Here is an 18952-nt window from a genome sequence, read left to right on the forward strand (position 1 = left end):
CCCCTTTAAACCATGAAAAGGGCGATTAACGTTCGTGCTCGGCCGAAAACAAAAAAGCGGGCTTTTAATCCCGCCCGGTAAGTGCGGAGAGGGTGGGATTCGAACCCACGGTACCCTTTTGGGGTACACTCGCTCTCCAGGCGAGCCCGTTCGACCGCTCCGGCACCTCTCCAAAGAAAAGATAACGCGTTGGGACGCTGAAGGACAACCTACGGAACGGGCTCTAGGGCTATGACGCGGTGCACCCAGGGCAGATAGCGCAGATAAGCCAGGGGGACTTCCGAGAGGGGCTGATCCATCTCGATCACCATCTTGGCCAACTCCGCCTTGGCCTTACGGGCCACGTGCATGGTGGCGATGTTGACCCCGTCGTTGGCGATCACGGTCGAGATGATCGCGATCGAACCTTTGACGTCGTCTGCGTCGATAACGAGCGTGGGAAGTTGGGCCGAGAAGTTCACCTGAAACCCGTCTAGCTCGATGATGGAGATCAGCCCCCCGCCGCGGCTGACGCCGTACAGATCCAGGCTCTGTCCGTCGGGAGCGCGCAGCTGTAGCCGCACCGTGTTGGGATGCAGGGTGAGCGCACCGGCCACGGGGCGAAACGCGAGGCGCAGGCCCGCTTCGGCGGCTATCGTCAGCGATTGCGGGATGCGTTCATCATCCGGGGCCATGCCGAGCAGTCCGGCCACAACGGCCCGGTCGGATCCGTGCCCTTGGTAGGTGGTAGCGAAGGAGTTGTAAAAGGTCACCAGCGCCTCCTCCGGCTGTTGTCCCAATAGCCGGCGGGCCACGTAGCCGATGCGCACCACGGCGGCCGTATGGGAGCTAGAGGGTCCCACCATGATGGGGCCGATCATATCGAAGATGCTACTGGGCTCCGGCATAGGGGTGAGGAGCTAAGTTAGGTAGCGGCCGCGGATGCAGCCAGATCCAACGGGGGCAGCCCAAAGAGCCGGCGCGCGTTTTCGCTGGTGCGATGCGCCACCGTCGAGATTGGCTGCTCTAAGACCTCGGCCAGACGGGCGCAGATGGGGACCAAATAGGCCGGCTCGTTACGCTTGCCCCGATACGGCACGGGGGCCAAAAACGGGGCGTCGGTCTCCAGCACAAGGTGCTCCAGGCCCACAGCGCGCACCACACGAGCAAGGGAACTGTTTTTGAACGTGAGCACGCCTCCGATGCCCAGCAAGAAGCCCAACCGGATCGCCTCCCGGGCGAAGGCTTCATCGCCGGAGAAGCAATGCAAAACGCCCCGCAGCCCCGATCGCGCCTCCTGGCGCAAAATCCGCAACAGGTCCTCGTGCGCCTGCCGATTGTGGATCACCAAGGGCTTATCTAAGGTCAAGGCCAGCCGGATGTGCTCTCGAAAAAAGGCCTCCTGTTGAGCCGCGAAGGCGCGACCCCAATGATAATCCAGCCCCGACTCCCCGATGGCCACCACGCGCGGATGGCGGGCTAGTTCCGCAATCCGGGCCAGGTCTTCCTCGGAGGTCTTCGGCGCTTCCGAGGGATGTATGGCCGCCATGGCCCAGAGCGCCTTAGGATGGGCTTCGGCCAATTCAACGGCCGCGCGCGTCGTCTCGACGTTGGTGGCCGCCTGCAGGATCGCCTCCACGCCGGCCTGACGGGCGCGTTCCAACACCGCATCCCGATCTGGGGCGAAATCCGCCCAATACAAATGGCAATGCGTATCGACAAGCCGCATCATAGGGGTTTACGCGGCACAAAAGGAGGGGTGACGACCTCCGCGGAGGCGATTCGGCCTCGAATGGCGATCCCAATGCGGCTTCCGCTTTGGCTGTACTCTACGGGCACATAGCCCATTCCGATGCCCTGATCTAGGCTGGGGGAGTAGGTGCCGCTGGTCACCGTTCCGATGTTGCGGCCGTCCTCGGGGTCTACGATCGCGTATTCCCTTCGGGGCACGTTGGGCTTTTCGAGCCGAAACCCCACAAGCCGCCGCCGAACGCCCTCGGTCCGGATACGCGCCAGGGCTTCGCGCCCCACAAAGGGCCCCTTCTCGAGCTTTACGACCCAGCCCAGTCCCGCCTCATACGGGTGGGTCTGTTCGGTGATGTCGTTTCCGTACAAGCAGTAGCCCATCTCGAGTCGCAGCGTGTCGCGCGCCCCCAGCCCGCAGAGCGCAAGCCCGAGCTCGCTTCCGACTTCCCAAAGGGCCTCCCACACGGCCGGGGCTCGGTCGGACTCCACGAACAGCTCAAAACCTCGCTCTCCTGTATAGCCCGTAGCCGAAAGGAGCGCGCGGCGGCATCCCAGGAATCGACCGTCCTCCAGGACGCGAAACCGATAATGTGGGATCGCGCTCACGTCCAGGTCGGGCAAAAGCCGGCTGAGGATCGCCTCCGAAAGCGGGCCCTGCAGGGCCAAGAGGGCCGTCTCCTCGGATACGTCCACCAGCTCCGCGCCCACTCGGTTATGCGCCGCAAGGTGGGCCCAGTCCTTGGTCGTGTTGGCCGCGTTGACCACGAGCAGGTACTCGGATTCCGAAATGCGAAATACGAGCAGATCGTCCACGATCCCGCCGTCTTCCCGACACAACAGGCTGTACTGGGCCTTGCCGTCTGCAAGACGGCTTACGTCGTTTGTGGTGAGCTCCTGCAAAAAGGCCGAAGCCCGGGGCCCGCGAACCAAGATCTCCCCCATGTGCGAGACGTCAAATAGCCCGGCCCGCTCCCGGACGGCTCGGTGCTCTTCCACTATGCTCGTGTACTGCAAAGGCATCTCAAAGCCGCCAAAGGGGACCATCTTGGCCCCGGCCCTGAGGTGATGCGCATGTAGCGGGGTGCGCTTCAGCGCGCTCATGCTGGTTTTTCCCGTCTAGGGGTGTTCCTCTATCCACTGACCTCGATTGTAGATGGCCCAGGCACGACCCACAAGGCTCTGCCCGATAAACGGCGTGTTGCGGGATCGGGATCGGATATGACGGGGCTCTACGGTCCACGTGGTCTCGATGTCGAAAACCGTCAGGCAGGCGGGCTCCGCCACGGCTATGCGCGGTATGGGCAGGTTCAGGATGCGGCGTGGGGCGATTGTGATCTTGCGCAGGGCCTCCACAAGGCTCAGCACCCCCGGACGTATGAGCTCGCGCACGATCAAGCCCCAAGCCGTCTCCAAACCGATGATCCCGAAGGGCGCGGCCGAAAATTCGACTTCCTTCTCTTCGGGCGCATGCGGGGCGTGATCGGTGGCGATGACGTCGATCGTGCCATCGACCAGCCCCGCCTTCAGGGCGGCCACATCCTGAGCCGTGCGCAGAGGCGGGTTCATCTTCGTGTTGGGATCGTAGGCGCGTTCGGCCACAGCCTCGTCCGTGAGGGCGATGTGATGCGGGCAGACCTCTGCCGTCACGGGCACCCCCTCGGCCTTGGCGCGGCGCACCAGCTCCACCCCGCGCGCCGTGGAAAGATGCGCCACGTGCAGGTGGCCCCCGGTTCGAGCGGCCAGCTCCAGATCGCGCGCCAGCATCGCGGTCTCGGCCTCGGCGGGGATCCCTTTGAGCCCCAGCCGCGTCGAGACGGCGCCTTCGTGCATGACGCCGTCGGCGCTGAGCGCGGGCTCCTCCATATGATTGATGATCGGCCGTCCGAGCATGCGCGCATACTCCAGGGCCCGGCGCATGAGGCCGGCATGCCAGATCGGAGCCCCATCGTCGGAGAAGGCCACCGCGCCGGCCTGCGCCAGATCCCACAGTTCGGCCAGCTCACGCCCCTCTCGGTTTTTGGAGACGCAGCCGATCGGATAAACGTCTACGGCCTCGTAAGCGGCTCGGCGGTAGACAAACTCGATCGCGTCGCGGGTATGCAGTGGCGGGATGGTGTTCGGCATGCAGGCTAGGGCCGTAAAGCCCCCGAAGGTGGCCGCCCGACAGCCGGTCGCGATGGTCTCCTTGTGCTCCTGACCCGGCTCTCGGAGATGCACGTGCATGTCCATCCAGCCAATGGATACGTAGGCCCGCCCCTCGAAGTCCCGTTCTGGGGTATCGGAGGGGACCTCTAGCGCCGGACCCAGGCCCGCGATCCGCCCCTCGGCTAAAAACACATCCATGGGCGCGCTGATGGTTCCGCGCTCTACGTCCACAATCCGGACCCGGCGCAGCAGAAGGCGCTCCATGGCGAGGAGCTGAATCCGTGCTCTTGAAGCCCGCACAAAGGTACAAAACGGACGTCTATGTCGGTATGCGTCTTGTTTGGTATGGCGCCTTGGTGAAATCTTACCGATCCCAAACAAAGGCTAATTATGTGGACTCGGATCGGCTTGGGATGCGCGCTCTGGCTTGCCGGATGCGAGACCCTATTGGTATCCGATCTCGGGCGCGCCCCTGAGATCGTGCGCCTTTCGGTCAGCCCGCAGGAGGTGCTTCTGGATCCGCTGCCGCCGGGCCCAGACGGCCGCGTAACGGTCACGTTGCGCGTGGAGGCCGACATTCGCGATCCGGATGGCAACCTGCAGGACGTGCGGGTCTGGTGCCGCGATCCCTATCAGGAGGCCGTCTCGGCTGAGGCGGAGCTCACCCGGGTCGGCCAAGATCGCTACGCGGGGGAGCTCCTGTTGCGCCTGGCGCGCGGGGCCGTGGGCCAGTACACGGTCTACGCGCAAGCCCGGGATCGGCGCAACCGGGTTACGAACATCCCCCGCGTGGAGCTCTTGGTGCGGGCCACGGGCAGCCCGCCTCGAATTCTTGAGGTACGTGCGCCCTCGGAGGTGCGCATCCCCGCTCAGGGAAGCCGGTTTTTCGAGGTGGCCGCTTGGGTCGAAGATCCAGACGGGCCGGAGACGATCGCGCGTGTCTACCTGGTCACCCCGACTGGACAGGAAATCGACCTCTACGACGATGGTCGGGTAAACGAAACAGGAGACCAACGCGCCGGAGACGGCCTCTATACGCGTCGGCTGTCCGTATCGAGCGCCAACGCGCCGGGTCGGTACTCCTTTACGTTCTACGCCGTCGACCGGGCCGGTCTGCGCAGCGAACCCCGCTTGCACGTAATCGAGCTCATACCATGAGGCGGCTGCTTGCGTTGTGTTTCGGGCTTTGGGGGGCCGCCTCGGCTTACGGGCAGGCCCCATCCCCAACGCGAGGCGGAGGGGATTCGCTTCTGGCCGGTATTACGCGCAACGCCGTTACGCATCTAGCCGTACAGGGTCCGGTGCTCTGGACAAGCCCCAAGCTCGCCTACACGGCCGACGGTGGGCGCAGCTGGAGGTTGGCCCGCGCCGATTCCCTGTACAACGGCCGCGGCACGGTCTACGCGCTGCACGTCGAGGGCGATACGATCTGGGCCTCTATCGGCTACAGCCGGCGCATGGAGCTGGGCGGCCGCGTTGAGTTCGTGCCCACGGCCATCGGTTTTGTCTACTCCGTAGACCGAGGGCGCAGCTGGACGTTTCGCCCTCCGCAGCTGGATGCGGCCACCGACACGGTCATCCTGTACGGCCGAAGCCGCATTCGAGCCGTGCCCGTGATCGCGCCCGAGCAGAGCGTGGTCTATGACCTGCACTACCGGCACGGTCAGCTGTGGGTGGCCGGTTGGGCCTCGGGCATCCGGCGCTCCCGAGACATGGGGCGCACCTGGGAGCGCATCGTGCTTCCGCCGCAGGAGCTCAGCGCCATCCGGCCCGATGAGCCGTACGCGTTCGTGCTTGATCCGCGCCGGGACTTCAATTTTCTGGGCTTTTCCGTTTTCGTAGATCGGCGCGGCGTCGTCTGGGCCGGCACGGCCGGCGGCTTGCATCGCTCCGAAGACGGCGGTCGAAGCTGGCGCGCGATCCGGGCAAGCCGCGCCCCGGGCGCGCTGGCCGGAAATTGGATCATCGGCATCCACGAGCAGCCCCTTGGGGAGCAGAGCCGACTGTGGGCGATCACCTGGCCGGCGCAGTCCGAGGAGCACTTCGCTCTGTGTGTGAGCGCCGACGACGGCCGCACGTGGCGTTCCCTGCTGTGGGGCGAGCGCCTATACCAAGTCGCCTTTCAGGGAAGGCGCATCTGGGCGGCCGGGGCAAACGGGCTCTTTTATTCTGATGACGGGTTCAGCTGGCAACACATCCGACAGCCTGCGTTGCGCTCCGGAGGGGCTCTGCGGCCAGATTGGATCGCCTACGCGGTGGCCGTTCAAGATTCGCTTCTCTGGGTGGGCACAAGCGACGGTCTGCTGCGTTCCGCAGACGGCGGGCGCACTTGGGATCTGTGGCGTGTAGAGGTCCCGCTGCGGCCGATGAACCCCGATCCCCGCATGCCCGAGGTGGAGACCTATGCCTACCCCAACCCCTTTGCCCCGCGCAGGGATGGCTGGTGTCGGATCCGGTTCGCTTTATCCCGTTCTGGTCCCGTGACGGTGCGCATCTACGACTACGCCCTGAATCTCGTGGCCACCCTGCGACGGGCCGAACCGCTGCCGGCCGGCACGCACGAAGTGCCCTGGGACGGACAAGACGCCAAGGGCCGGCGCCTGGCCAACGGGGTGTACTTCTACGTGGTCGAGACCCCCTCTGGAACGTTCCGAGGCAAGATCCTGCTGCTGGAGTGAGGGCCTATGCGTTTGGGCGCTTTTGCGCTTGGATTTCTACTCTGTGCTCATCCGACCGCCGCCCAAGATGCAGGCGCGCCCGGGGCCTTTGTGCGGCTTAGCTGGAGTGCGCGCGCCCTGGCTCTGGGCGATGCTCTTGTGGCCGTACCGTGGGGAACGGTATCCGGCCCGCACAATCCCGCGCTCCTGCCTTGGAGCCCCGCACAGAGCGTGCAGGCCTTTGCGGCCCTTTTGGCTCTGGACCGGCAACTGATGGGGGTTTCGTTTCAGGCCCCGCTTCGGCCCTCAGCTGGCGTTACGGTCGGGATCGTGCAAGCCGGCGTAGGGCGTATCGATGGGCGCGACGCAAGCGGCTATCATACGGGTTGGCTGCACGCGGCCGAGCAACGTCTGCACTTCGGCTTCGGATACCGCATGGGTCCTCGGGCGGCCTTTGGTGTCGGTTTCAGCTTCAACCGCAGCCAGCTGCATCCCGCCCTTTCGGCCCCCACCACGTTGGGCGTGGACGTGGGGTTGTTGCTGGAGCTGCATCCAAACTGGTATCTGGGCGTTTCCGTGGCGGACCTGTTGGCCCGCTACAGTTGGGATACGGCCGCCCTGTACGGGGCGGAGGGCGCCGCAAGCACGGATCGCTTTCCGTTGCGCATACGCCTCGGCTCGGCGCGTTCCTGGGGTCCTTGGATGGCCACCGGAGAGCTAGAGGTGCGGGCCTACACGGCCGAGCGACGGCTAAACCAGGTGGAGATCCGCGGGGGTGCGCCCATAATCCTGCAACGCCGGCAGACGGAGCGCCTTTGGACGAGCCGATGGTCGGGGGGTCTGGAGTACGCCTGGCGCGACGCCCTGCTGTTGCGAGCCGGGCTGCAGGGGGACGCGACGGGCTGGCGACCTGGGGCTGGATTTGCCGTGCGCCGTCTTGTGGGCGAGCTCACCCTGGAGGCGGGATACGCCATGGGTTGGCAAGAGCCCGTCGGGCTTTTGGGCCATCGTCTCGAGCTCAACGTGCGCTTTTAGGTATCGTGTGCGCGCCCTACGTAGGCCAAAAGCCGAACCGGAAAGCTGCGCCGCTCTTGCCCCCGGCGCACGTGCGCCAGCTGCCGATCGGCCTCATAGCGTTCGACTTGCCACTCGTAGCGCGTTCGCTCCGGACCGGCTGCACGCCAGCTGTCTAACTCCATCCAGCGCACCACCACATCGCCAGGTTCCAAGGGGATTTTCTCCTGCGGCTCCGGCATGGATTGCGCTTCCCTGCGGCAAGGCCCTAATTTGCTTCAAAGGCCCGGATGGCGGAAAGGTAGACGCGAGGGACTTAAAATCCCTTGGCCCGAAAAGGGCCGTGCGGGTTCGAATCCCGCTCCGGGCACCATCTTAAGGCGTCCAGCCCTCCTCGAGCCAGGGTCTAAGCCGGGGATGCCGGCGTAAATGCTGCACAATACGGTGCCAGTAGACCCGCACGGTCCCAGGCAGCATCCGCAGCCGCTCTGCGATCTCCTTTAGCCCGTAGCCGTAGTACACGTGCAAACGCGCGATTTCACGCTGCAGAGGGGGCAAGGCCTCAATCAGCTCGGCCAGCACCTTGAGCACCTCCGTCTCATCAAACTGCTGGTCTCGTTCAGGTTCCTCTATGGGCATATCCCTTTCTTCGGGATATAAGGGCTCAGGGAGGCGCTCGGGACTCCTATGAGCCGAGTACCAGACGTTCAAGCAAATCCGGTTCACCCACGCGGGGTAGGCCTGGGGATAGCGGAGCTGAGCGAACCCCCGGCGGACGCGCTCAAGGGCTGCATCGATCATCGCCTCCAGCTGCGAAGGCCAGGCCGTTCGGTCCAGACGCGAAGCGAAAAACCGCACGATCCAGTAGTATGTCCACTCCCAAAGATCCGCCCGCAGCCGCTCATCCCCCGTGTTTCGATATCGCTCACAAGCCCTCCCCACAGCGGCCAGATCCGGGAAACGTCGGCGCACCCGCCGCTCAAGTTCGCTCAGCAGCCAGCTTTCCATATCCTTGCTTGGGCGGACTCAGCTAGATGGCGGTGTTTTTGAACAGATGTCCTGTGTCTCGACTCAAATCTAAGAAAACCGATAGCGGAAGCGCTGCGTCGTTCGATCGAAAAAGGTACGCGGTCCTCATACAAGGCCTCAGAGGAAACCCAAGGAGCAAGACCCTAGCACGTTGGACCGCAAGCGTCCACCAAGGGAATACGCCGTTGCCGATCTGTTTTAGCCAGCCGCTGAGCGCGTAGCGGGCCAGGGTGCCGAAAGCTCCGGCAGGCCCAATATAGCGAGGCGCGCATGCCGCTACCCTCTCTCAAGGAGGAAAATAAAGCTACAACTGATCCCAATCTTTGTGCAACTTTTCATACATACTCCGACGTCCCTGTCATCACCTAAAGGGATGTTCGGGGTCCCGCTAAAGAGGGGCTAGAGAGGATAGCCCGGCAAGCCTTGCCTGCTTCCGGGCAAACCAAGATTTCCTCCCCTAGGGGATCTATCTCTTAGGGGCGGTGGGCCGCTAGGGGAGCGGAGCTGAAAAGGGATACTAAGCGGGTGCCGGGGTAATAGGCCTCAAGGATTTGTTTGTAGTTCTGCCCGGTCCGGGCCCGGCCCTGAGCGCCGTACTGACAAAGGCCGACTCCATGACCGAGCCCATTGCCTTCTATATGCACTTCCCGAGCTTGAAAGCTGAAGATAAAGCGCGTGCTGCGAAGCGCTCTCCAGCCGAAAGCATCGCTTACGAGCGTGCGGAACTGTGTTCCGCTTAGGCGCATGGGTTCCGGTCCTTGTAGCCATACGCTTACCACCCGTCCGCTGGGGCCGTATTCGAACGGGCCTACGTCGGTGATGCGCCGCTTAAGGGCGCGTTCCAAAGCCCCCAGGAGGGCCTCCTTAGTCAGAACAGTGCGCCAGCGCGCATGCGGAGAGTGTTCGCAGAAAGGGTCGGGCAGGGGCCGTAGATACGGCAGCGCTTTTGCTGGCCAGGCCTCCTCATTAGCCGCCGTGTGGCCCCCACAGGTGGAGGCGTATACGGCCTCGATGGGACGGCCCTCGTAGGTGAGCAATTCCCCATAAGTCTCCAGGGCGGCCCGGCGCGCAAGCGGGCGCTCGGTGGCCAGGCCCAAGTAGAGCTGACTAAACTGGTGATCTTCGATGTGATAGCCCAACGAGAGAAACCGATGTAGGGTGGCCACTGCGTAGGTGCGCGCCAAGACGGCCTGCGCCTTAAGCGCCTCCAGTTCCGAAAAGGGCATCTCCGCGCCCACAACGCTTGCTATGTAATCCTCTAGGTCCACAATGTTGATCACCCACAAGGAGCCGTCCGAGCGCGCCTGCACCTCTATTTCCCCTCGATAAGCGCGGCGCACGCCGGCATGCTCAAGCGTGAGCGTATCCAAGGGGTTAGTCCGGATCCAAATCCGATCGCCGGCTCGCTCCAGGGCCGGCGATCGTCCTACAGCCAACGTGATCCGCTGACGAGCCGGCACGAGGGCCAACCGCTCCTGACGGCCAGGCGCGTAGATCCGCAGTCCTTCCCGGTGGCTATAGACGGTTATCGCGCGCACCGGCTGGTCGCTCAAGAGCCGAACACGAAGCGCTATCTGTTGGGCCGAAACCGAGGGGGGGGTGGAAAGGAGCGCACAGGCCAGCACAACCCCGATTCGGCCCGTTCGGAGGGTAAAAAAGCAGGGCATGTTGCGTCAATATTTGTTTCCGAACGGCTCGCTTGTCCGCAAACGCCCTGCCGGAGGCTGAAATCAGCACGATTATTTGCAAATTGAAGTTTCCTATTTGCGACATGAGCAGAAAGTGCGCGTGTGGTTTACCTTTCTACCCTCCTAAAAACGAAACGCCCCGAGCTTGGGGGCTCGGGGCGTGCCGATAGGTCTTGGGTCTATTCGGGGAGGATCTCCACTTCGGCTTCCCGGGCGATGAGCGCAAAGCGTAGTCCGTCGGGGCCTCGATCGATGCGCACCACATCGCCTGGGCGAAAGTCTCCGGCCAGCAGATGGCGGGCCAAGACGTTCGTCAGCTCCCGTTGCAGCACGCGCTTTAGCGGTCGGGCGCCGAAGACCGGATCATAGCCGAGCTCGCCTAGCCAATCCTTGGCCGCATCCGTTAGCTCCAGCCGGATCCGGTTATGCTGCCAGGTCCATGCCTGAATGCGCCGGAACTGGATCTCCACGATCCGACGGATCTTGTCGCGGCCTAGGGGACGAAAGACCACGATCTCGTCGATGCGGTTTAGGAATTCGGGACGCAGCTGTTGCTTGAGCAAGGCCATCAGCTGCTCGCGCAACTCCTCAAACTGGGCCTCACTCAGCTCGCCCCCCAGGCGCTCCATCTTCTGCAGGATCAAATGGGAGCCCAGGTTGGAGGTCATGATGATGATCGTGTTTTTAAAGTTCACCGTGCGGCCTTTGGCGTCCGTCAGGCGTCCATCGTCGAGCACCTGTAGCAGGACGTTGAAGACCTCCGGATGGGCCTTTTCGATCTCATCGAAGAGCACGACCGAGTACGGCCGGCGCCGCACGGCCTCGGTCAGCTGACCCCCCTCCTCGTAGCCCACGTAGCCCGGGGGGGCGCCAATGAGGCGGCTTACGGTGTGGCGCTCTTGGTACTCGGACATGTCGATGCGGATCATGGCGTTTTCGTCGTTGAACAGAAACTCCGCCAGCGCCCGGGCTAGCTCCGTCTTGCCCACCCCGGTGGTGCCCAGAAAGATGAAGGAGCCGATGGGCCGATTCGGATCTTGCAGCCCGGCGCGGGCCCGCCGCACGGCGTCCGATACGACCCGGATCGCCTCCTCTTGCCCCACCACGCGCTCCCGCAGGGCCTCCTCCATGCGCAGGAGCTTTTCGCGCTCGGATTCCAGCATGCGCTGCACGGGGATGCCGGTCCAGCGGGAGACGATCTCCGCGATGTCCTCGGCATCGACCTCCTCTTTCAGCATGGGGTGGTCTTGTTGCAGCTGGCGCAGTCGGGTTTGCGCCCCCTCTAGGGCGCGCGTCAGCTCCGGAATGCGGCCGTACTTGAGCTCGGCCGCCCGCCCGTAATCGCCTTCGCGCTCGGCGCGCTCGGCCTCGAACTTGGCCTCTTCGATGGCCTCTTTGAGCCGGCGGATCTCGCCGATGACCTCGCGCTCAGCCTGCCACTGGATGCGGAGCCGGTTGCGCTCCTCCTGCAGGTTGGCCAGTTTCTCCTCAATAGAGGCCAGCTTGCTGCTGTCCTTCTCACGCCGGATGGCCTCGCGTTCGATCTCCAGCTGCCGGATTTCGCGCTCGATCTGGTCCAACTTCTCCGGCATGGATTCCACCTCTAGGCGCAGCCGCGCGGCGGCCTCGTCGATCAGGTCGATCGCCTTATCGGGCAGAAAGCGATCCGGAATGTAGCGCACCGATAGCTCCACGGCGGCCACGATGGCGGCGTCCGTGATGCGCACCCCGTGATGCGTTTCGTAGCGCTCCTTGAGGCCGCGCAGGATGGAGATGGCCTCCTCCGGGCTGGGCTCGTCAACCCAGACGGGTTGAAAGCGGCGCTCCAGGGCGGGGTCCTTCTCGATGTGCTTGCGGTACTCATCAACCGTCGTGGCCCCGATCGTGCGCAGCTCCCCGCGCGCCAAGGGGGGCTTGAGGATGTTGGCCGCGTCCATAGCCCCCTCCGCCGCCCCGGCGCCCACGACGGTGTGGATCTCGTCGATGAAAAGAATGATCTCGCCCTGCGAGTCGACGACCTCCTTTACGACGGCCTTGAGTCGCTCCTCGAACTCCCCTCGGTACTTGGCGCCCGCGATGAGCGCCCCCATGTCCAGGGCCAGGATCCGCTTGGAGCGCAGGCTTTCGGGCACGTCCCCTTGCGCGATCCGGTGCGCGATGCCCTCCACGATAGCCGTCTTCCCGACGCCCGGCTCCCCGATGAGCACGGGGTTGTTTTTGGTGCGCCGAGACAGGATCTGCAACACCCGGCGGATCTCCTCATCGCGCCCGATTACGGGATCGAGCTTGCCCTTGCGGGCTAGCTCCGTTAGATCGCGCGCGTACTTTTTCAGGGCCTCATAGGTGGCCTCCGCTCCGGGATCCGTCACGCGCCGCCCGCCCCGAATGTCGCGCAGCGCAAGCAGGATGTTCTCCTTGCTCACGCGCAGCTGCCGCAGGGCCTGACCCAGGGCGTCCGGGCTTTCCGAAAGGGCCAGCAGCAGGTGCTCGGTAGCTACGTACTCATCACCCAGCGCCTGAGCTTCGCTTACAGCTTGGTCTAAAACGCGTTTAAGCTCAGCGCCCACGTAAGGACCTGAGATGGCCGCTCCGCTCACGCGGGGCAAGCGCTCCAGGGCCTGATTGAGCTTTTGCTCGAGCGCTTCGCGATTTACGTTGAGCCGATCTAGGATGCCTTGGACCGGGCTTTCCGGATCCTCCAGCATCGCGCGCAGCAGATGCGCCGGTGCTAACTCCTGCTGCCCGCGGGTTTGGGCGATCTCGACGGCGCGCTGGATCGCTTCCTGTGCCTTGTGGGTGAAGCGTTGCAGGTTCATAGGGCCTCTTTAATTCTCTTAAAGCAGTCTACCGGGCAGGCTGCGATTTCGATGCCGGAAGAGGGATATATGACATTTTGCGTGTTTAGGGTGGGCTTGAAAGACAAAACGACACCTTCAGGGTGGTCTCCTGCGCCACTCCACCCTCTTCGATCAAGACCGTAGAGGGGCTAAGGGCTAGTTGGTTCCGAACACGGCGGAGAGCGCAAACTGAGGCTTACGCAAGGGGGCGATCGTCGAGCTGCCCAGCGCGCCGAAGTACCCCAGACGCGCCTCCAGAAGCAGCCAGCGGCTTGGGGTTACGCCCAGGGCGAATTCCGGTACGAGGCAATAGAAACGTTCGTCGAGCTCGATCGTGCGCCCCGACTCCAAACGCAGCTCTCCGCCGCCGAGCAGCAGCTGAGCTCCTATCCGGACTAGGGGGGCTATAGGATAGCGGTAGCCCACCAGAAAGCCGCCGTAGTCAAAATGGGCTTTGCTAAGCGTACGCGATTTCCCGTAAAAACTAGCCGATCCGCTGCCGCCGCCGAAGTAAAAGTTGTTAAGAAAGAGCGCTCCCTGACCAAAGAACACAACCGGTTGTCCGTCGTAGGCCGGGTCGAGGTCGCGAAGCGTCCACACCGGGAAGACCGGACCGAAGCCCCCAAATCCCCCGCGCCGTTGGGCTTCCGCCGCTTCCCATCCAAGCGCGAAAAGCAGAAGGCCAAGCAGTAAAGTTCGCATGCCCAAGCCCTCCTTAAAATGTAAGCGAACGCGTACGATTCCTACGCATGGCGGGGGAGAAAGTTGCGGGTTGCGCGCAGTGTAAAACGTTTCGAGATTTAAAATATGCGCATAGGCATAGCCGGATACGGGGGTTTTGGTCAGTTTTTGCACGAGGCCTGGCGGGCGCTTGCGGAGGTCGAGGTGCTCGCCGTGGCCACGCTAAGCCCTCAGGGGCGGGACCTGGCGGTTGCCCGAGGTGTGCGGGCCTACTCGGATTGGCGTTCGCTGGTGCGGGATCCGGAAGTGGAACTCGTGGCTGTGGCGACGCCGCCGGATTTGCACGCGCCCGTAGCCTGCGCCGCGCTGCGCGCCGGAAAACCCGTGCTCGTGGAGAAGCCGCTAGCTGTAAACTTGTCCCAGGCGCGTCGGATCTTACGGGCGCGCGATTTGAGCGGGCTTCCGGCCGCGATCGATTATCCGCTGCGCTTTCATCCCCTCACGGAACGCCTTCACCGGTGGGCCCGCTCCGGCTTGTGGGGTCCGCTTCGGCGGATAGCGATCGAAAACTACGCCCAAGACGAGGCCTTGGGGCCTGAGCACTGGTTCTGGGATCTCCGTCGATCCGGCGGGATCCTGGTCGAGCACGCTGTGCATTTTATCGATTTGGCCCAGGCGCTCGCCTCGGCCGCGCCGGTTCGAATCCGAGGGCTGGCCGCTGAGCGCGCCACAGGGGAGCGGGATCGCATGCTGCTGGAGGTGCTCTACGCCGACGGCATGATGATGACCCAATATCACGCCTTCGGCCGACCGGGGTTCTTTGAGCGCACCAGCTGGCGCTTCGTTTTCGACAGGTTGGAGCTCGAACTGGAGGGCTGGATCCCGCTTGTCGGGCGTCTGCGGGCTCTTGTGGATCCGATCGCGGAGCGGGAGCTATGCTCGCTGCCCAATTGGCAAGTGCTGCGGCGTTCATCCATAGCGGAGGCTGAAGATAACTCCCGTCCTCCAGGATGGGGCCAAGAGGGACTGGCCCGCAGAGACGCGCTCCACCGGCTGCGCGTGCACGGTCTTCCGTACGCGGCCGAAGCCCTGATAGAGGGAACTTTTGCCTTTCCGGAAAGCAAAGCCGAGCTTTACGCCCGCTGCGTGCAGGCCGCCCTGCTCGACCTTTTACAAGCCATGCGCATGCCCGGACATACCCTTCGGGCCCCGCTTGAGGTGGGGCTCGATAGCCTACACCTAGCCCTACAGGCCACCCGTTCCGCCCTGCAGGGCCCTTAACCCCCTTTTCTAGAGACGCCGAGGAGCCTTGACAAAGAGCCGGTGGCGTTATATATAGTGCCTAAAACGTTTTAATGAAATGCAAAAACGTCGTCCCACCATACGGGATGTGGCGGCTGAGGCGCGTGTTTCGGCCGCGACCGTATCGCTGGTCATGAGCGGCAAGGGCTATGTGCGGCCTGAGACGCGCGAACGTGTGCTGCGCGCAGCGCATCGGTTGGGCTATGTGCCCACACGGGCCGCGCAGGTCTTGGTGAGCCGCAAGACGGGTAACGTGGGTTTTGTGCTGCGGGAGGACCACTTTACGCGAAGCGAACCCTTCTATACGCGCATCTTTCTGGGGGCTGAATTTGAGGCCCGTCAGCAGAACTACTACGTGCTGCTCACTACGATCCCGCGCACGTACGATCCGGAACGGCACGTGCCGCGTTTCCTGTTGGAGCGCAATGTAGATGGGGTGCTCATCGCCGGCAAGGTCGACATAGCCTTTGTTGAACAGGTGGAGGCCGCGGGTCTGCCCTTGGTCTTGATCGACTTCGAAGTCGGGCAACGTCCGGCTGTGGTGATCGATAACGTTGGGGGAGCCCGTGCCGCCGTGCAACACTTGTTTGCGCGGGGACACCGACGGGTGGCTTTTGTGGGCGCCGACATGAGCCATCCGAGCATCGCCGGGCGCCTGGACGGCTACAGGTTAGCTTTTAGCGCAGCGGGTCTCGCCTTCGAGCCGGATTGGATCATCGCCGCCCCGGATCGAGAGCCCACTCGGGCTACGGGTTTAGAGCTTGGTCGGCGTTTGCTGGCTCTTCCGGAACGTCCAAGCGCGGTCTTTTGCGCCAACGATGCCTTGGCTCTGGGCGTGCTGGATGCGGCCGAAGAGGCCGGTCTGCGGCTGCCTCAGGAGTTAGCTGTGGTGGGTTTTGACGACGTCGACGGGGCCGCTAGCGCCCGTCCGCCGCTGACGACCGTGCGGGTTTTCAAGGAGCAGCTGGGGGAACTGGCGCTGCGCTATTTGCTAGAGCTGCTTGAGGAAAAAGGAGCAAGCGCCCCCCGATACGCCCGTCGGCAGCATGCGATCTCGGTGCCGACTGAACTGGTGCTGCGGGCTACAAGCTGAGCAGGCATCAAGCTGAAGGGATCGGTTTCCTTCAGCCAGCGCACAATAAACTAAGCGGAGGAGGCCAGGTTATGTGGAGGACGGTACAACCATGGCGTGGGCCCGCTTGGGGAGTCGTTGCATTTCTGCTGAGCGCCTCCTGGGCGCAAGCGCAGCAAGGTTGGGGTCATCTGTTGAGCCCGGAGTCTTCGTTTAATCTGCTCTCCAATGGCGGATTTGAGCTCGCCCGCCCCGCCTATTGGGAGCCCTCCGGGGCAGGGGCCACGTGGACGAGCGAGCGAGCCCGAACGCCGAACTATAGCCTCAAGCTCTCCGGCTCCGGGGCCGCCAGCTGGACGCAGCGGGAGGCCATCCGGAACTGGACCCCTCGGTTCCCGGGCAACGCCGAGCTCGTGGTGGGCGGTTGGGTCTGGATGGAGAACGTCAATACGAACCCCACCACGGATGCGGGCAAGTTCCAGCTCGTCTTTGAGTTTTTTGACCGCCAGGGCCGAAACCTGCTCGGCGGCCCGTTGGTGATCGACTTGCCTCAACAGCAGCCCTCTACGGGCCGGTGGGTGCAAGTGAGCAACGAATCCATCGGGCCCCTGATTCTGCCGGGCGACGCTACGAGCGCCCGCATCACCTTCCGAAAGGGCGCTAGCGCTGTCGGGACCGCCTACCTGGATGACGTCTTCATCCGGGCCAGGGCCCAGAACGTCTGGCCGGGGGATATCTTCAACGCCAACATGGACGTGCCCGAGGGCTGGTATTACTGGTGGAACAACTTCAGCGCGGGGCAATCCGACTGGCCGCAAAATCAGCCCTTCGTGGTGACCGCCACCACAGCAGGCATGCGCCGCGGATCGAGGGCTTTGCAGATGATCAAGCAGGATCAACCCGGGCAGACCGAGGCCGTGGCCATCTCGCAGCGAATGCCCGTCACGGTCGGAGAACCCTACTTGGTGAGCTTCTGGATGCGCTACGAGAACGTGGCCAACCCAGACCGGATCGGCACGCAAAACCACAACGTGGGTCTGACCGTCTTGTGGTACAACAACCTGCAGGGCGGCGCCGCCGGATGGGGCGAGATCGGTGGACTGGACATTCGGCTCAACGGCGACTACAACCCCATGGTCATCCCCTTGGCGCCCCGGCAGGCCTCGGCGGGATGGACGCAATACGCCTTCGTCGTCTATCCTCGGGAGGGCGCCGTGGGCATGGAGATCCGCCTGCGCCAATGGCACGATTTCAAGGGAACCACGTACTGGGACGACGTGGTGGTGGCCAAGGTCTCCGATGTCGTTGCGGCCCTACCCAATCTGCTCTCCAACGGCGGATTTGAGATCTTCCGTCCCGCTTACTGGGAGCCTTCTGGGGCCGGGGCCACCTGGACAAGCGAGCGCTACCGCACCCCGAACTATAGCCTCAAGCTCTCCGGCTCCGGGGCCGCCAGCTGGACGCAGCGGGAGGCCGTACGCAACTGGGTGGAGGGCATCCCCGGCTGGCGCAACCCGGAGATCGAGGTGGGCGGCTGGGTCTGGACGGAGAACGTCAATACGAACCCCACCACGGATGCGGGCAAGTTCCAGCTCGTCTTTGAGTTTTTCGACGCTCAGGGGCGCGATGTGCTGGGTGGACCCGTGATTTTGGATGTTCCGCAGGCTCAGGCTTCCACCGGGGGGTGGGTGGAGATCTCCAGCCGCAGGCTCGGCCCGATCATATTCCCCGGCGAGAAGGCCGCGCGCAGAGCCCGCATCACGTTCCGTAAAGGGGCTAATGCGACCGGTACGGTCTATTTGGACGACGTTTTCATTCGTAAGGTCAACCCAAGCGTAGAAGGATGGCCCGGGGACTTTTTCAACGCCAACATGGACGTGCCCGAGGGCTGGTACTACTGGTGGCTGGATTTCCCCTTGGGCAAGTCCGATTGGCCACAGAATCAGCCCTTCGTGGTGACCTTGAATGAGGCCGTAAAGTTTCAAGGTTCTTATAGCGTGCGCATGACCAAACGCGATCGGCCGGGTGCCTCCGAAGCTGTCGTGATCAGCCAGCGCGTGCCCATCACGCCCGGTCAACCCGTGTTGGTCAGCTACCGGTTGCGCCACGATGGGGTGCTCAACCCGGACTCGATCGGGCTCGGCAACTACAACGTGGGGCTGACCGCGCTCTGGTACACGAACCTGCAGGGCGGGGCCGCCGGATGGGGTGAGCGCGGCGGGGTAGACGTTCGGCTCAACGGCGACTACAACCCTATGGTCATCCCCCTGGCGCCCCGGCAGGCCTCAGCGGATTGGCGACATTACGCGATCGTCTTCTATCCGCCCGCGGATCCCCAGATCGTGGGCATGGAGCTGCGGCTTCGCCAATGGCACAACTTCTCCGGGACCACGTACTGGGATAACGTGGCGATCGTCCCCCTAGGTGGCGACCGGCTCTTTGTGTCCAACCAAGATCCGGTTCAGCTGGAGGTTCCGGAGCACCTGTACCTGCACCCGAATTACCCGAACCCGTTCCGGTTGGAGACGACGATCCGTTTCGAGCTGCCGCGCTCGGAATACGTGCGCCTGGAGGTTTACAACCTGCTCGGCCAGCGCGTGGCCGTACTCGTGGAAGGCCCCATGCCGACGGGTCGCCATGAGGTGCGTTTCCATGCCGGGGCGCTGCCAAGCGGCGTCTACCTGTACCGGCTGGAGGCTGGAGACCGGGTGGAGGTGCGCAAGATGACCCTCCTCAAATAAATCCCCGTGGGCCGAGGTCCCTGACCGGCCTCGGCCCCTTCAAAAAGGCCGGCCTATAAGG

General features: G+C 63.7%; 15 protein-coding genes and 2 tRNA genes. 7 read left to right on the forward strand and 10 right to left on the reverse strand.

Features of this window, described 5'->3' with window-relative positions; all coding sequences use genetic code 11:
• Nucleotides 1-84: 84 nt before the first annotated feature.
• The 5 genes from NZ993_09035 to NZ993_09055 form a co-directional block, all read right to left on the reverse strand.
• Nucleotides 85-172: transfer RNA gene (locus NZ993_09035), tRNA-Ser, on the reverse strand.
• Between the two features lie 37 nt (nucleotides 173-209).
• Nucleotides 210-887 (reverse strand): L-serine ammonia-lyase, iron-sulfur-dependent subunit beta, encoded by a 678-nt coding sequence (gene sdaAB, locus NZ993_09040; protein MCS7155931.1) that lies wholly within the window; start codon nucleotides 885-887, stop codon nucleotides 210-212.
• Nucleotides 888-904: 17 nt separating this feature from the next.
• Nucleotides 905-1711 carry a TatD family hydrolase gene (locus NZ993_09045; GenBank protein MCS7155932.1) on the reverse strand — a complete coding sequence of 269 codons (807 nt, stop codon included), beginning with the start codon at nucleotides 1709-1711 and terminating at the stop codon, nucleotides 905-907.
• Nucleotides 1708-2826, reverse strand: a complete 1119-nt coding sequence (gcvT, locus tag NZ993_09050; protein MCS7155933.1) for a glycine cleavage system aminomethyltransferase GcvT — start codon at nucleotides 2824-2826, stop codon at nucleotides 1708-1710. Before gcvT ends, NZ993_09045 begins: the two co-directional genes overlap by 4 nt.
• A gap of 15 nt (nucleotides 2827-2841) precedes the next feature.
• A complete protein-coding gene (locus tag NZ993_09055; protein MCS7155934.1) occupies nucleotides 2842-4134 on the reverse strand; it encodes a dihydroorotase in 1293 nt (430 codons plus the stop codon).
• A gap of 126 nt (nucleotides 4135-4260) precedes the next feature.
• Between NZ993_09055 and NZ993_09060 the strand changes: the two genes are divergently transcribed.
• The 3 genes from NZ993_09060 to NZ993_09070 are packed head-to-tail and all read left to right on the forward strand — an operon-like array spanning nucleotide 4261 to nucleotide 7562.
• Complete coding sequence (locus tag NZ993_09060) at nucleotides 4261-5028, forward strand: hypothetical protein (protein MCS7155935.1); 768 nt, start codon at nucleotides 4261-4263, stop codon at nucleotides 5026-5028.
• Entirely contained in the window at nucleotides 5025-6548 is a 1524-nt protein-coding gene (locus NZ993_09065) for a hypothetical protein (protein MCS7155936.1), read from the forward strand. Before NZ993_09060 ends, NZ993_09065 begins: the two co-directional genes overlap by 4 nt.
• 6 nt (nucleotides 6549-6554) lie before the next feature.
• The gene (locus NZ993_09070) at nucleotides 6555-7562 is read left to right on the forward strand and encodes a hypothetical protein (GenBank protein ID MCS7155937.1); all 1008 of its coding nucleotides are present in this window, start codon (nucleotides 6555-6557) and stop codon (nucleotides 7560-7562) included.
• Here NZ993_09070 and NZ993_09075 read toward each other — a convergent pair.
• Nucleotides 7559-7783 (reverse strand): hypothetical protein, encoded by a 225-nt coding sequence (locus NZ993_09075; GenBank protein MCS7155938.1) that lies wholly within the window; start codon nucleotides 7781-7783, stop codon nucleotides 7559-7561. The genes NZ993_09070 and NZ993_09075 overlap by 4 nt on opposite strands.
• Before the next feature lie 42 nt (nucleotides 7784-7825).
• Between NZ993_09075 and NZ993_09080 the strand changes: the two genes are divergently transcribed.
• Nucleotides 7826-7914: transfer RNA gene (locus tag NZ993_09080), tRNA-Leu, on the forward strand.
• Between the two features lie 2 nt (nucleotides 7915-7916).
• Here the strand turns inward: NZ993_09080 and NZ993_09085 are convergent.
• The 4 genes from NZ993_09085 to NZ993_09100 all read right to left on the reverse strand — a co-directional run bounded on the left by NZ993_09085 (nucleotide 7917) and on the right by NZ993_09100 (nucleotide 13797).
• A complete protein-coding gene (locus NZ993_09085; protein MCS7155939.1) occupies nucleotides 7917-8549 on the reverse strand; it encodes a sigma-70 family RNA polymerase sigma factor in 633 nt (210 codons plus the stop codon).
• A gap of 494 nt (nucleotides 8550-9043) precedes the next feature.
• Entirely contained in the window at nucleotides 9044-10237 is a 1194-nt protein-coding gene (locus NZ993_09090; protein ID MCS7155940.1) for a SpoIID/LytB domain-containing protein, read from the reverse strand.
• 200 nt (nucleotides 10238-10437) lie between these two features.
• Nucleotides 10438-13074, reverse strand: a complete 2637-nt coding sequence (clpB, locus tag NZ993_09095) for an ATP-dependent chaperone ClpB (protein ID MCS7155941.1) — start codon at nucleotides 13072-13074, stop codon at nucleotides 10438-10440.
• A 177-nt stretch (nucleotides 13075-13251) separates the two neighbouring features.
• Nucleotides 13252-13797, reverse strand: a complete 546-nt coding sequence (locus NZ993_09100; GenBank protein ID MCS7155942.1) for a hypothetical protein — start codon at nucleotides 13795-13797, stop codon at nucleotides 13252-13254.
• A gap of 105 nt (nucleotides 13798-13902) precedes the next feature.
• On the opposite strand from NZ993_09100, the gene NZ993_09105 reads away from it, so the two are divergent.
• The 3 genes from NZ993_09105 to NZ993_09115 all read left to right on the forward strand — a co-directional run bounded on the left by NZ993_09105 (nucleotide 13903) and on the right by NZ993_09115 (nucleotide 18891).
• A complete protein-coding gene (locus NZ993_09105) occupies nucleotides 13903-15057 on the forward strand; it encodes a Gfo/Idh/MocA family oxidoreductase (GenBank protein MCS7155943.1) in 1155 nt (384 codons plus the stop codon).
• A gap of 79 nt (nucleotides 15058-15136) precedes the next feature.
• Nucleotides 15137-16171: a LacI family transcriptional regulator gene (locus NZ993_09110; GenBank protein ID MCS7155944.1), complete on the forward strand. Its 1035-nt coding sequence runs from the start codon at nucleotides 15137-15139 to the stop codon at nucleotides 16169-16171.
• Nucleotides 16172-16242: 71 nt separating this feature from the next.
• The gene (locus tag NZ993_09115) at nucleotides 16243-18891 is read left to right on the forward strand and encodes a T9SS type A sorting domain-containing protein (protein MCS7155945.1); all 2649 of its coding nucleotides are present in this window, start codon (nucleotides 16243-16245) and stop codon (nucleotides 18889-18891) included.
• Nucleotides 18892-18952 lie beyond the last annotated feature (61 nt).

Source organism: Bacteroidota bacterium, from assembly GCA_025059945.1.
GTDB lineage: Bacteria > Bacteroidota > Rhodothermia > JANXDC01 > JANXDC01 > JANXDC01.

Bases quoted from the DNA above. Each gene is read 5' to 3' on its own strand.
- NZ993_09055 (MCS7155934.1), bottom strand. From the start codon at position 4,134: ATGGAGCGCCTTCTGCTGCGCCGGGTCCGGATTGTGGACGTAGAGCGC.
- sdaAB (MCS7155931.1), bottom strand. From the start codon at position 887: ATGCCGGAGCCCAGTAGCATCTTCGATATGATCGGCCCCATCATGGTG.
- NZ993_09060 (MCS7155935.1), top strand. From the start codon at position 4,261: ATGTGGACTCGGATCGGCTTGGGATGCGCGCTCTGGCTTGCCGGATGC.
- clpB (MCS7155941.1), bottom strand. From the start codon at position 13,074: ATGAACCTGCAACGCTTCACCCACAAGGCACAGGAAGCGATCCAGCGC.
- NZ993_09110 (MCS7155944.1), top strand. From the start codon at position 15,137: ATGCAAAAACGTCGTCCCACCATACGGGATGTGGCGGCTGAGGCGCGT.
- NZ993_09115 (MCS7155945.1), top strand. From the start codon at position 16,243: ATGTGGAGGACGGTACAACCATGGCGTGGGCCCGCTTGGGGAGTCGTT.
- NZ993_09065 (MCS7155936.1), top strand. From the start codon at position 5,025: ATGAGGCGGCTGCTTGCGTTGTGTTTCGGGCTTTGGGGGGCCGCCTCG.
- NZ993_09070 (MCS7155937.1), top strand. From the start codon at position 6,555: ATGCGTTTGGGCGCTTTTGCGCTTGGATTTCTACTCTGTGCTCATCCG.
- NZ993_09075 (MCS7155938.1), bottom strand. From the start codon at position 7,783: ATGCCGGAGCCGCAGGAGAAAATCCCCTTGGAACCTGGCGATGTGGTG.
- NZ993_09100 (MCS7155942.1), bottom strand. From the start codon at position 13,797: ATGCGAACTTTACTGCTTGGCCTTCTGCTTTTCGCGCTTGGATGGGAA.
- NZ993_09085 (MCS7155939.1), bottom strand. From the start codon at position 8,549: ATGGAAAGCTGGCTGCTGAGCGAACTTGAGCGGCGGGTGCGCCGACGT.
- gcvT (MCS7155933.1), bottom strand. From the start codon at position 2,826: ATGAGCGCGCTGAAGCGCACCCCGCTACATGCGCATCACCTCAGGGCC.
- NZ993_09105 (MCS7155943.1), top strand. From the start codon at position 13,903: ATGCGCATAGGCATAGCCGGATACGGGGGTTTTGGTCAGTTTTTGCAC.
- NZ993_09090 (MCS7155940.1), bottom strand. From the start codon at position 10,237: ATGCCCTGCTTTTTTACCCTCCGAACGGGCCGAATCGGGGTTGTGCTG.
- NZ993_09045 (MCS7155932.1), bottom strand. From the start codon at position 1,711: ATGATGCGGCTTGTCGATACGCATTGCCATTTGTATTGGGCGGATTTC.